Consider the following 12854-nt stretch of genomic DNA (forward strand, 5'->3'; position numbering starts at 1 on the left):
GGGATCGTAGACTGACATGGTGCGCAAGATCTCTGCCGTCATCCCCGTCATCGCTCTGACTGCGGTCGCCCTCGTCGGCTGCGCCCCCGCAGCGGGCTCGGCCAACTCCTTCGGCTGCACGCCCCTCGCGTCATCCGGGCCGATCGCAGACGCCGTCTCCGTGACCGGTGACTTCGGCACGGACCCGACGATCGAGGCGCCCAGCGCGATGAATGTCACCGCTCAAGAGCGTGACGTGATCATCGCCGGCGACGGTCCGCAGATCGTCTCGGCGAATCAGGTCGTCAGCTTCAGCTACTCACTGGTGCGCACGAGCGACGGAGCCTCCGCGCCCGCCCAGCCGGTGGGACCGGCCATCGTCTCGAAGCTGTCTCAGGTGGTGCCGACCCTCGACGAGCAGCTGATGTGCGCCCGACAGGGCGATCGCATCCTGGCGTCGCTGCCGGCGAACGCGCTCGACCCCGCCGTCGCCGCCCAGAACGGGCTGGGAGCCAACGAGGGCTACCTCATGGCGATCGACGTCACCGAGGTGCTCCCGGATCGTCCGGAGGGCACCGAGGTGTTCAACGGCGCATGGGGTCTGCCCTCCGTGGTGCGTGCGCCCGATGGACGCTCCGGTGTCGTCGTCCCGGACGGCAAGGCTCCGACCGCCACCACGGTCGAGACACTGGTGCGCGGCGACGGTGCGGCCCTGACGGCGGACGACGCGGCGATCCTCAACGTTCTCGGGGTGAGCTGGACGGGTAAGACCCAGTTCCGCTCCTCGATCGACGACGGCACGCCCGTGGTGTCCAGCGCGGGGGATCTGCCGAAGGCGGTGGCCGACGCGCTCGTCGGCGTCACGGTCGGATCCCAGATCATGGTCGTGGTGCCGGCGGATGCCGCCGCCGGCGACTCGGCCGACGCCAAGGCGCCGAAGGACACCGCACTGATTTACGTGGTGGACGTGCTCGGCACTCTGCCCGCCTCCTGATCGGGTGGCGGGCGCTGACGCGCCTCCCGCCCCGTCGCCTGCAGCGCCCATAGGATGTTGAGGTGGCTGAGAAGATTCCCCCGGAAGAGCGGCTGACGAACCTCGTCGTCGCTCTCATGGCAACCGAGATCGGCCTGACGAAGCAGCAGATCCTCGAATCGGTGTCGGGCTACCGGCAGCGGTACGAGCAGAGCGGTGTGACCACCGCTCTCGAGAAGATGTTCGAGCGCGACAAGGACGACCTGCGCGCTCTCGGCATCCCGATCGAGACCCTCGGCGACCTGGCCGATCCCAACGACCTTCGTGAGGCGCGCTACCGCGTCCCCCAGGCGGAGTACGACCTCCCGGGAGACATCACGTTCACCCCGGCTGAGCTGGCCGTGCTCAGTCTCGCGGGTACGGTGTGGCGCGATGGCTCATTCTCACGAGACGCACGATCGGGACTGCGCAAGATCCGGGCCCTGGGGATCGACGTCGACGAGCCGATCATCGGCTTCGCGCCGCGCCTGGATCTCACGGCGCCCGCCTTCGCACCGCTGCAGCTGGCCATCGAGAACGCGGACGTCGTCACGTTCAGCTACCTGAAGCCCGGCGACGACGCGGCACGGCTGCGGCGCATGAAGCCACTGGCTCTGATCGACGCGGAGAACCGCTGGCACGTGTACGGCATCGATGCCGACATCGATGAAGAGCGGACGTTCCTGCTGTCCCGCATCGTCAGCGACGTGACCCCGACGGGGGAGCACTTCGACGCCGGTCTTCGGGCCGGGGCGGGAGAGCGTGGACTGGCCGGTCTCCGCGAGGTACTGGATCGCAATGTGGCGCACCTGGAGGTGAACCCCGGCACCGAGGCGGCGCTGCGCCTCAGCCGGAGGTCGCGCCCGGCCGCGCGCGGAATCGAGGTTCCGTACCTCGACGAGTCCATCTTCGCGGACGAGCTGGCCTCCTACGGGCCGGAGGTGCGGGTGATCGAGCCCGCGCGACTACGTGACGCCGTGATCGCCCGGCTGCGCGCCGTCCTGGAACTGCACGAGGTGAGGAACTGATGGCCCGTCGCACACAGCCGCTGCTGGCGCCCGACCGCGTGAAGCTCTACCTGTCGCTCGTGCCCTACCTGGCAGAACGCGGGCAGGTGACGGTCACAGAGGCAGCCGCAGACTTCGATGTGACCCCGGAGGATATGCGCCGCATGGTGCAGAAGCTCACGGTGATCGGACTTCCGGGGGAAGACGGCTACTGGCAGCTGGACCAGGACCTCTTCAACATCAACTGGGACCTCCTCGAGGGGGAGGATGTCATCGAGCTGACCAACACGGTCGCGCTGCGACGGGTCCCGAGGTTCACCGCGCGGGAAGCCGCGGCGTTGCTGTCCGGTCTGCGCCTGGCACGCGAGGTTCCCGGAATGGACGATGACGGTGTCGTCACCGGGCTCATCGAGAAGCTCTCACGCGGTGCATCCGCCGCTCCTGCCGACGTGATCGTTGCGCCTTCCACCACTGATGACGTCCGACGGGTGGTCGCCGAGGCCCTGCGCACCCGCCACGCGATCCAGTTCACCTACCGTGCCCCGGACGCCGAACCGCTGGTGCGCACGGTCGACCCGGTGAAGGTGCACATGACCAGCGGCGAGTGGTACCTCCAGGGCTGGTGCCACCTCCGTCGTGCCATGCGCACCTTCCACCTGGCCCGGGCTAGCGAACCGGTGCTCCTGGATCTTGCGGCCGAGCACGGCGCGGAGCACGCCAGCGAGCTGTTCGGCGGGATGAACGAGTCCCAGTCATCGGCGTCCGAAGACGTTGCGGCCACGATTCGATTCGCGACGGACACGGCACCGCTGGTGGGCGACTATCTCTCCCGCGCAGAGGCGTCCAGCGATTCGGGCGTCACGACCGCGCGCGTCAACGTGGGCGACCCGCGTTCACTCAAGCGCCTGGCAGCACGCCGGGGCGGCGCCGTCGAGGTGGTCGCACCGCCCGCGGCCCGGGCCGCCACCGCAGAGTGGGCGCGCGCCGCACTTGATCAGTACGCGATCTAGTTCCTTTCCATCTGCCCGGTCCGGGCATGTCGGCGAGGATGCGGGTTAGACTGCACACAGACTTCACGAACGGAGACCACACATGCTCGGTAACCTCACCGGATGGCACCTGCTGCTTGTTCTCGCCGTCATCCTGCTGCTGTTCGGAGCTGCCAAGCTTCCCGCGCTCGCCAAGAGCATGGGTCAGTCGGCGCGTGCATTCAAGGGCGAAATGAACGCGATGAAGGAAGACGACGCGCAGCGCGCAGCCTCCCAGGCCGACACGCCGGCACCGAACGCCACCCCCGGAGCCACGCTGAACGGCGTCTCCGACGGCACTGTCATCAACGGAACGGCTGCGAAGCCCACCGATCCCGCGGCCTGACGCCCTATGGCGACACCGCCCATCGACGACGCCGCGGTCGAGGCGCCCCCTGGCGAGAAGCGCATGTCGCTGGGGGAGCACCTCCGCGAGGCCCGTCGTCGCATCATGATCTGCGCGGCGGCGATTCTCATCGCTGCGGTCATCGGCTTTATCTTCAGCGGCCTCGTCCTGGACGTGCTCTCGCGTCCCATCGAGCTCGTCCGGGAGAATCGCGGCGACACTGATCCCGGTTCCACCGGACTCATGATCCAGACCGTCACCGGTGCATTCGATCTCCGCATGAAGGTCGCCTTCTCCATCGCGATCTTCCTCGCGGCACCGGTGTGGCTGTGGCAGATCTGGGCGTACATCATGCCGGCGATGACGAAGAAGGAGAAGCGCTACACGCTCGGCTTCACGCTCGCCGCGGTGCCGCTGTTCTTCCTCGGTTGCTACGTCGGATTCTCCGTCGCGCCCCATGTGGTCGAGATCATGGCCTCGTTCCTGCCCGAAGGCGTCAACGCGCTGTACGACTATGCGTACTACTACGACTTCATGTTCAAGCTGCTTCTGGCGGTGGGCGTCGCCTTCGTGATTCCGGTGTTCCTGGTGGCTCTCAACCTCACCGGCATCATGAGCGGTCGCGACATCCTCAAGGGATGGCGCGTGGCGATCCTCATCGCCACGATCTTCGCGGCGGTCACCACGCCGGGTGCCGATGTCACCTCGATGCTTCTGCTCGCGGGCATCCTGATCGTGCTGTACTTCCTGGCCGCGCTGGTGTGCCTGCTGTTCGATCGGCGGAAGCGCAAACGAATGGATGCCTTCATGGCCGCGGAGTCGCCTGCGTGAGTTCCCCTTCGGAGATCTCCGCCGGTGCGGCCGCCGGCCGGCCGCACCCCCTCACCCGGTCCTTCGCCGCACTGCAGCGCTTCGCGCTCGATCCGTTCCAGATCGCGGCATGTGAGGCACTGGAGGATGGTCACGGCGTACTGGTCGCCGCGCCGACGGGGGCCGGCAAGACCATTGTGGGGGAGTTCGCCATCCATCTGGCGATGCTCACCTCGCGCGACAAGGCGTTCTACACCACGCCGATGAAGGCGCTGTCGAACCAGAAGTTCCGCGAGCTGCAGGACGTCTACGGAGCCGACAACGTCGGTCTGCTCACGGGAGACACCAACATCAACGCCGGGGCACGCGTCGTCGTCATGACCACAGAGGTGCTGCGGAACATGCTGTACGCCGATTCGCCGGCGCTCCAGGACCTGCGGTACGTGGTCATGGACGAGGTGCACTACCTCGCTGATCGCTTTCGCGGCGCCGTCTGGGAAGAAGTGATCATCCACCTCCCGACCGAGGTGAAGGTGGTCGCACTCAGCGCAACCGTCTCCAACGCCGAGGAGTTCGGGGACTGGCTCGACACCGTCCGCGGTGACACCGAGGTCATCGTGTCGGAGATCCGCCCCGTACCGCTGGAACAGCATGTCCTGTTCCGTGGGGACCTCATCCCGCTGTTCGACGAGCGAAGCTCCGCCGCCGCCCACGAGGTGAACCGGGAACTGCTTCGGCAGGGTCGCAGCGCCCTGTACGAGAACAACCGCCGCACGCAGCACGGGAAGTCGCAGGGCCGGCGCGGCAAACCCACCTACCAGCGCCACAGCACCGCGCGCGCCGACCGGCTCGACCGTTCGGATGTGATCCGGCTGCTGGAGCGCGACTCACTGCTACCCGCGATCTTCTTCATCTTCAGCCGTGTGGGCTGTGATGCCGCGGTCGCCCAGACCCGCCGTTCGGGTATCCGGCTGACAACGGGGGAGGAGCGCGCTGAGATCCGCCGTGTGGTCGAGGCGCGCACCCGATCGCTCCCCGACGAGGACCTCGGCGTGCTCGGCTACTTCGAGTGGCTGAACGACCTCGAGCGGGGTGTCGCCGCGCACCATGCCGGCATGCTGCCTGCATTCAAGGAGACCGTCGAGGAACTGTTCCAGCGCAAGCTCGTGAAGGTGGTCTTCGCCACGGAGACGCTGGCGCTGGGGATCAACATGCCGGCGCGCACGGTAGTGCTGGAAAAGCTCGAGAAGTTCAACGGCGAGGCGCGGGTGGCCATCACCTCGGGGGAGTACACCCAGCTCACCGGACGAGCCGGACGGCGAGGCATCGACGTCGAGGGACACGCGGTGATCCAGTGGAATGACGCGCTGGACCCGCAATCGGTCGCGGCTCTCGCTTCGAGACGGACGTATCCGCTCAACTCCTCGTTCCGCCCCACCTACAACATGGCCGTCAACCTGATCGACCAGTTCGGTCGCGGGCGGGCGCGGGAGATCCTGGAGTCGTCCTTCGCGCAGTTCCAGGCTGATCGGTCGGTCGTCGGTGTGGCCGCGAAGGTCCGTGAGGCGGAGGAGTCGCTCGCGGGATACCGCAGCGCGATGACCTGCGATCGCGGTGACTTCCTGCAGTATTCGTCGATCCGCCGTGAGCTCAGCGACCTCGAGAAGCAGAACCGCGCGGATGTGACCGCGCCTCGAGGCAAGCGGGAGAAGCGTCTCAAGCGCATCGCGAGCCTCCGCACCGCGATGCAGCGGCATGCCTGCAACAGCTGCCCCGATCGCGAGGCCCACGCGCGCTGGGCAGAACGGTACTGGAAGCTCAAACGCGATGTGGACCGCATGCGCAAGCAGATCGCCACGCGCACCGGAACCGTGGCCCGCGTCTTTGACCGCGTGGTCGATGTCCTCGAGATCATGGACTACGTCCGCACCGACGATGACGGTCAGGCCGTGATCACCGACGCTGGTGCACGGATGCAGCGGATCTACGGTGAACGTGACCTGCTGGTGGCGGAGTGCCTGCGAACCGGCCTCTGGCGAAATCTTGATGCCCCCTCGCTGGCGGCCCTGGCCAGCACGCTGGTGTACGAGCCGCGACGCGGTGAGGAAGGCGGCTCGGAGCGCGGGCTGCCCCGCGGTGCATTCCGTATTGCGCTCACCGAGACGCAGAAGCTGTGGGCGGAGCTGGACGACCTGGAACGCGACCACCAGCTGCCTGGGTCGGAACCGCCCGCAACGGGCATCGCCCAGGCGATGCACTCCTGGGCGCGTGGCGCGCTGCTGGACCGCGTGCTCGACGAGGCCGACCTCGCCGCCGGCGACTTCGTACGCTGGACGAAGCAGACCATCGACCTGCTCGACCAGATCGGCATGGTGGCCGACGGTGAGCTCGCCACGACCGCGCGACGGGCTCTGGATGCCATCCGCCGCGGCATCGTGGCGTACACCGGTCTCTGAGCGGATCAGCCTAGGCTGTTGCGGTGCCCGAAACTGCTGCGCCCGCCGATGCTTCCGACGTTGTGGATCGCGCGGATCGCAGAACGGCACGTCGCGACGCCCGGCGCCAGCGCGTCGGCCGCCCCGTGCTCCCGCTCTGGGCAGCCCTTGTCGTCGCGGCGGTGGCGGGACCGGTCCTGGATGCCGCCTATCCGTCCCTCGGGATCTGGCCTGTGGCGTTCCTCGGAATCGGGCTCTCCCTGCTCCCGCTGATCGGCCGCGGGGCGTGGGCGGCGCTGCTCGTGGGCTTCGTCTTCGGAACCTCCTTCTTCCTCGTCCACATCATGTGGATCACCCGCTACCTCGGTCCGATTCCCTGGTTCGCACTGGCGCTGCTGGAGGCCGCGCTCGTCGCGGCCGGATCCGTCCTCATCTCACTCGCCTATCGATGGCTGCCGCGTGTTGTTCCCGGACGCTGGGGGCGTCTCGTCGCGCTTCCGCTCCTCGTCGGTGGACTCTGGACAGCGAGAGAGCTCTTCCAGGGATCCTGGCCGTACACGGGGTTCCCATGGGCGCGAATCGGCATGAGCCAGTCCGAGAGCCCCCTGGCCCACCTGGTGAGCTGGGTCGGGGTCAGCGGGCTCAGTTTCCTGATGGTCGCGGTCACCTCGGCGGCGATCGAGGTCGTCCGCGTTCACCGCACGTTCGGGCTCCGGCCGGTATCCCTGGTCCCCGTGGCCGTGGGCCTGGTGGTGCTCTTCGCGGTCCCGCAGTTCCCCACGAGCGACGCCGGTGCGATGCGCGTCGGCAGCGTGCAGGGCAACGGACCCACCGGGTATTTCGATGATCGCACCCCGAATGCGGTGATCCAGGCGCAGCTGGATGCCACCGCACCGGTGCTGAAGGACCGGGTGGATCTGCTGCTGTGGCCGGAGGGCGGGATCGACTCCGACCCGCTCAACAACGACACCACGGCTCGGGTGCTCAGCCGGCTGAGCACACGCATCGATGCGCCGCTGCTGGTGAACGCCGCCACCACGCGGGGCGATGACATCTTCAACACGTCGATGCTCTGGGACGGTGACGCCGGCGCCGTCCAACTGCATGACAAGCGCAACCCGGTGCCCTTCGGCGAGTACGTGCCCGATCGCGCGTTCTACGAGGCGATCGTGCCGGACCTGATCGGCCTCATCGGGCGGGAGTACACACCCGGCACGAATCCCCCCTACATGAACGTCGACGGTGTGGGAGTGGGCCTCGCCATCTGCTTCGACGTGATCTACGACAGCGTCATCTGGGAGGGTGCCTCAGACGGTGCCGAGGTCTTCATGTTCCAGACCAACAACGCGGACTTCCGTGGCACGGATGAGAACCTCCAGCAGCTGGCGTTCGCCCGCATGCGGGCCGTGGAGACGGGGCGCAGCGTGGTGAACATCAGCACCGTCGGCACCAGTCAGGTGATCTCTCCCGATGGAGCCACCCTCGATCAGCTCCCCGCCGCCGAGGCCGGTGCCATGATCACCGACGTTCCGCTCCGGACGGGGCTCACCCCGGCCGTCCTTTTCGGATCGACGATCCAGCTCGTGCTGTTCGCCGGTAGCCTTCTCACGCTCGGCGTCGCCGGACTCATCGCACGCGTCCGTCGGCGAGCATGAGAAGAGGCGCCGCCCTGGGGGCGACGCCTCGTGACTTCTCTTCTCGGCTCGGGCCGATCAGGCTGCGGCACCGCCGCGGCGCTGGCGCACGAACTCCAGACGCTCTGCGAGCACCTCTTCGAGTTCCTCGATCGTGCGGCGCTCCAGCAGCATGTCCCACGGGGTACGAGCGGCCTTCTCATCGGCCTGCTCGACCTCCACGGCCTTGCCGTTGACCTGCAGGCGCGCCTCGGCACCACAGGTACGGCACTCCCACGTCGCCGGCGGCTCGGCGTCGGCTGCGAAGGTCAGAGTGGTGTCACGGTCGCACTGCGTGCACTTGTAGGTGAACTGTGCGCGGTCCATCAGCACGACGCCGTCCTCGCTCTGGAGGCTCTGGGCGCCGAGTCGGATACCGCGAAGGCTGCGTTCTGCCATGGTGAATCCTCTCCTCGACACTCAGGTATAGCCCTTCAGCCTGGGCGGATGGTCGGAAGGGGAGGAACCACCGCAGAACTCCCAGCCTACGTACAGCTCCAGCGAAGGATGTTCGGGGTATAAGCGCTCAAATGACCGGATCTCAGCCGAGAGCGCGCAGCGCCAGGTCGGCGCGGTCCGTGACGATGCCGTCAGCGCCGGAGGCGATGAGACGGCGCATCTCGGTGACGTCGTTGATCGTCCAGATGTGCACCTCGACACCAGCATCATGCGCGGCGCGCAGCAGCCGGGGCGTGAACACCGCGACGCCGCTCATCCGCACCGGGATCTGGAGAGCATCCAGCGGTGCGAGAATCCGCCGCACCCGTGCGCCCTGGCGCAGGGCGAGGGCGAGCACCAGCTGGATCATGATCGATCGTCCCGGCGAGGTGGCGGGGGAGCCGCCGACGCTACGACAGGCGGCCAGCGCCCGCAGTCGCGCCGCGTCGTCGAAGCTGGTCAGCAGCACGCGGTCCGCGTGCGCAGCGATGATGCGTCCGGCTGGCTCCGCGGCTTCCGGAACTTTCACGTCGACGTTGAATCGCAGTTCCGGGAAGGTCTCCAGCAGATCGCGAAGGGTGATCAGGCCACCGCGGTCGGCCATGATGGCGCTGAGCTCCGCCCGCGTCACATCGCGCACCCGACGATCGTCGCCGGTCACCCGGGTGAGCTTCTGATCGTGGAAGATCACCACCTCCCCGTCCGCGGTGAGGTGGCAGTCCAGCTCGACGTAGTGCGCTCCGGCGGCCTGGGCGCCCGCGACCGCGGCCAGCGTGTTCTCCGCAACACCGGCCGAGGCCTCGTCTGGTGTGACGAGGCCTCGGTGGGCGAGAACGCGCGGCTGAGGCGCGAACTGCAGATACGGATGGGTCATGCCGGCGGGTTCTGACCGAAGTCGATCGCGGGCGGCTCATCCACGGGCGGGATGACCTCGGGCTCGGGGATCACCGGATCCTGCACGACACCGTCGACGACCGCTTCCGACGGCGGGAGGGCCGACGGAGGCACAACCGGAGTGTCCGCAGCCGCCTGCGCGGCCGCCTCAGCGCGCGTAGCGGGGGCAGCCTGTGCCGATCCCGGAGCCGTCGGCTTCGGCTTGGGCTTCGGGGGAGTCCACGAAGACGGAGAGGCGCCGCCCGTGAACCCCGTGGCGATGCCCTTGACCGCCTCGGTGAGCTCGCTCGGGATGATCCAGAGCTTGTTGGCCGAGCCCTCGGAGATCTTCGGGAGGGTCTGCAGGTACTGGTACGCCAGGAGCTTGTCGTCCGGCTGACCCTCGTGGATCGCGTTGAACACGGTCTCGATAGCTTCTGCTTCACCCTGTGCCCGGAGCACCGCAGCCTGCTTGTCACCCTCTGCGCGCAAGATCTCCGCCTGGCGAGAGCCCTCCGCTTCGAGGATGGCCGACTGCTTCGTTCCCTCTGCGGTGAGGATGGCGGCGCGGCGATCACGCTCGGCACGCATCTGCTTCTCCATGGAGTCCTGGATCGAGACGGGCGGGTCGATGGCCTTCAGCTCGACACGGGACACGCGGATACCCCACTTGCCCGTCGCCTCGTCGAGGACGGCACGCAGCTGGTCGTTGATCTGATCGCGGCTGGTGAGCGCTTCTTCGAGGTTGAGGCCACCGACGACGTTACGCAGCGTCGTGGTGGTGAGCTGTTCGACAGCGCCCAGGTAGTTCGCGATCTCATAGGTGGCGGCGCGCGCGTCGGTGACCTGGAAGTAGACCACCGTGTCGATGGAGACGACCAGGTTGTCCTCGGTGATTACCGGCTGCGGCGGGAACGAGACGACCTGCTCACGGACGTCGATGAGCGGGCGGAGACGGTCGATGAACGGCACGAGCACGTTCAGACCGGGACTGAGCGTCTTGTGGTAGCGCCCCAGGCGCTCCACGATGCCGGCGGTGGCCTGCGGGATGATCCGGATGGATCGGGCGATGATCACGATGACCACGATGACGAGCACGATGCCGACGATGATGCCGACGACCGTACCGACGGAGATGTCGTTCATGAGTGCGCCCTCCTTTCCTCGGGGTTCTGCCTCGTCAGACGCGACGAGACCTGTTCGGGGGCGTGTTTTCGAGTAATCGGCGCGTCAGGCGTACGTGCCCTCGACGCGTGCCGGCACCACTTCGGCGAGTGCGCCGCGGATGACGGTCACCGTCACCGGTGTCTCGGGCGCAAGGGGCAACCCGTGGGTGCGAGCGGTCCAGACGTCACCGTTGCTGAGCTTCACGCGCCCCTCGGTAGCCGTCGTCGTCTGCACGACGATGCCTGCCATGCCGATGAGCGCATCGACATTGCTCTTCGCCTCGTCCGCACCGCGTCGCAGGCGTCGCAGCAGCGGCGGCTTGAGCAGCAGGATCAGCAGCAGGCCGGCGACGGCGGCGAGCACGAGCTGCAGCCACAGCGGTCCGCCGAACAGGGCCGTGACGAGCCCGAGCAGGCTGGCGATGCCCAGCATGAGGAACGTGAACTCGAGCGTGAACATCTCGATGACGAGGAAGAGAACGATGAGCACGAGCCAGGCGACCCAGGCGAACTGGAGCAGTGTGGTGATGTCCATTGGGAGAACCCCCTCTCCTACAGGAAACTATCAGATGGCCGCGGTCCCCGAGGGTGCAGCAGCCTCTTGATAGCGTGGTGTTCACGCGCGATCGCGCACCCGCACACGTCCAAGGAGTACTCGTGTCCCAGATCCTCGCCCCCGGCTCTCTCGATGGGAAGACCGCCCTGGTCACCGGCTCGTCCCGTGGCATCGGAGCGGACACCGTGCGCTACTTCGCGGAGGCCGGCGCGAACGTCGTCATCAACTACCGCAACAAGGCCCCGCGCGCTCAGAAGCTCGCGAACGAGCTGGCGGAGCTCGGCGTCGGCACGCTCGTGGCCGGAGCAGACCTCACCGACGACGCTGCCGTCGCGGACATGCTCGGTGCAGCAAAGGACGTGTTCGGGGGGATCGACATCCTCGTGCTCAACGCGTCCGGCGGCATGGAGGGCGGCATGGCCGAGGACTACGCCCTGAAGCTCAACCGTGACGCCCAGGTCAATGCTCTGACGGCGGCGCTGGATGTTCTGAACCCCGGCGCACGCATCGTCTTCGTCACCAGCCACCAGGCGCACTTCATCCGCACGACGCCCACGATGCCCGAGTACGAGGGCGTGGCGCTGTCCAAGCGCGCAGGTGAAGACGCGCTGCGCGAGCTCATCCCGGCCATCGAGGAGCGCGGCTTCGAGTTCGTCGTGGTCTCCGGCGACATGATCGAGGGCACCATCACCGCGACCCTCCTGGAGCGTGCGAACCCCGGGGCCATCGAGGCACGGCGCGAGTCCGCAGGCAAGCTGCTCAACGTCGCCGAGTTCGCGGCGGAGGTCGCTCGCGCGGCCGTCGAGCCCGTTCCGGCGGACCACACGCGCCTGACGGGCGACGTCAGCGGCTTCGTCGCGGAGTAACCGGCACCGGCACCGGCACGAAGAAGGCGCTGTCACCGTATGGTGACAGCGCCTTCTTCGTCGGCGCGATCAGCCGCGACCGAGGGTGAAGGCCCGAACGATCTGCACGATGCCCATGACGATCAGGGTGATCGCGATCCACAGCACGATCACCTGGAGGCCGATCAGCGGGGAGAACAGCAGGGCGATACCACCGAGGATCGACACGATCGCGTAGAACACTGTCCACCCCTTCGAGGGCGACAGGTTCAGAGACGCGAGCGCTGCTGCACCTTCGAAGATCCACGCGATAGCGATGAAGGTCACCACCATGACGCCGACGATCACGGATGTCGTCGACGGGTTCGCGAACGCCACGATGGCGGCCACGATGAAGAGCACGCCCACCAGAACGTGTCCGATGCGGGACCACACGCCCGCGAGGGGCGCCGTGAAGCCGATCACGGCGTACACGATGCCGGTGAGCAGCGTGTAGAAGGCGAGCACCATCGTCACCGCGACGACGGCACTTCCAGGCCAGACGAGCATGATGATGCCCGTGATCAGAGCCAGAGCGCCGCCGATACCCAGCCACAGGCGGACCCGCTTGGCTGTCGACTGCACGCGGTCGGAGAGAGTGTTGTCAGACATGTTGCGTCCTTTCCGGGAGTAGGACGAACGTTACA

Annotated in this window: 13 protein-coding genes; 8 read left to right on the top strand and 5 right to left on the bottom strand. The window is 67.4% G+C overall.

What is annotated here, in order from left to right:
* Positions 1-19: 19 nt before the first annotated feature.
* From ACIQJ5_RS07700 to lnt, 7 genes are all read left to right on the top strand, one after another.
* The gene (locus tag ACIQJ5_RS07700; protein ID WP_231090130.1) at positions 20-973 is read left to right on the top strand and encodes an FKBP-type peptidyl-prolyl cis-trans isomerase; all 954 of its coding nucleotides are present in this window, start codon (positions 20-22) and stop codon (positions 971-973) included.
* A gap of 62 nt (positions 974-1035) precedes the next feature.
* Positions 1036-2019: a YafY family protein gene (locus tag ACIQJ5_RS07705; RefSeq protein ID WP_231090131.1), complete on the top strand. Its 984-nt coding sequence runs from the start codon at positions 1036-1038 to the stop codon at positions 2017-2019.
* Complete coding sequence (locus ACIQJ5_RS07710) at positions 2019-3008, top strand: YafY family protein (protein WP_231090132.1); 990 nt, start codon at positions 2019-2021, stop codon at positions 3006-3008. Before ACIQJ5_RS07705 ends, ACIQJ5_RS07710 begins: the two co-directional genes overlap by 1 nt.
* 82 nt (positions 3009-3090) lie before the next feature.
* A complete protein-coding gene (gene tatA, locus ACIQJ5_RS07715) occupies positions 3091-3372 on the top strand; it encodes a twin-arginine translocase TatA/TatE family subunit (protein WP_231090133.1) in 282 nt (93 codons plus the stop codon).
* Positions 3373-3378: 6 nt separating this feature from the next.
* Positions 3379-4203, top strand: coding sequence for a twin-arginine translocase subunit TatC (gene tatC, locus ACIQJ5_RS07720; protein WP_231090134.1), 825 nt, complete (start codon positions 3379-3381; stop codon positions 4201-4203).
* Positions 4200-6638, top strand: coding sequence for a DEAD/DEAH box helicase (locus ACIQJ5_RS07725; RefSeq protein WP_402842571.1), 2439 nt, complete (start codon positions 4200-4202; stop codon positions 6636-6638). The genes tatC and ACIQJ5_RS07725 overlap by 4 nt, the downstream gene beginning before the upstream one ends.
* A 62-nt stretch (positions 6639-6700) precedes the next feature.
* Positions 6701-8272, top strand: a complete 1572-nt coding sequence (lnt, locus tag ACIQJ5_RS07730) for an apolipoprotein N-acyltransferase (protein ID WP_402843421.1) — start codon at positions 6701-6703, stop codon at positions 8270-8272.
* Positions 8273-8329: 57 nt separating this feature from the next.
* On the opposite strand, the gene ACIQJ5_RS07735 is transcribed toward lnt, so the two are convergent.
* The 4 genes from ACIQJ5_RS07735 to ACIQJ5_RS07750 all read right to left on the bottom strand — a co-directional run bounded on the left by ACIQJ5_RS07735 (position 8330) and on the right by ACIQJ5_RS07750 (position 11302).
* Complete coding sequence (locus ACIQJ5_RS07735; protein ID WP_231090136.1) at positions 8330-8689, bottom strand: RNA polymerase-binding protein RbpA; 360 nt, start codon at positions 8687-8689, stop codon at positions 8330-8332.
* A 142-nt stretch (positions 8690-8831) separates the two neighbouring features.
* Positions 8832-9602, bottom strand: coding sequence for a glycerophosphodiester phosphodiesterase family protein (locus tag ACIQJ5_RS07740; protein ID WP_402842574.1), 771 nt, complete (start codon positions 9600-9602; stop codon positions 8832-8834).
* Positions 9599-10747: an SPFH domain-containing protein gene (locus ACIQJ5_RS07745; protein ID WP_231090138.1), complete on the bottom strand. Its 1149-nt coding sequence runs from the start codon at positions 10745-10747 to the stop codon at positions 9599-9601. Before ACIQJ5_RS07745 ends, ACIQJ5_RS07740 begins: the two co-directional genes overlap by 4 nt.
* A gap of 84 nt (positions 10748-10831) precedes the next feature.
* Positions 10832-11302, bottom strand: coding sequence for an NfeD family protein (locus tag ACIQJ5_RS07750; protein WP_231090139.1), 471 nt, complete (start codon positions 11300-11302; stop codon positions 10832-10834).
* 122 nt (positions 11303-11424) lie between these two features.
* Here ACIQJ5_RS07750 and ACIQJ5_RS07755 point away from each other — a divergent pair, with 122 nt between their 5' ends.
* On the top strand, positions 11425-12189 hold the full coding sequence (locus ACIQJ5_RS07755) for an SDR family oxidoreductase (protein WP_402842579.1): 765 nt from the start codon (positions 11425-11427) through the stop codon (positions 12187-12189).
* Positions 12190-12258: 69 nt separating this feature from the next.
* Here the strand turns inward: ACIQJ5_RS07755 and ACIQJ5_RS07760 are convergent, their stop codons facing one another.
* Positions 12259-12819, bottom strand: a complete 561-nt coding sequence (locus ACIQJ5_RS07760; RefSeq protein ID WP_231090141.1) for an HdeD family acid-resistance protein — start codon at positions 12817-12819, stop codon at positions 12259-12261.
* Between the last annotated feature and the right edge of the window lie 35 nt (positions 12820-12854).

Origin of the sequence: Microbacterium sp. GXS0129 (assembly GCF_044769785.1) — a bacterium.
Lineage (GTDB): Bacteria > Actinomycetota > Actinomycetes > Actinomycetales > Microbacteriaceae > Microbacterium > Microbacterium nymphoidis.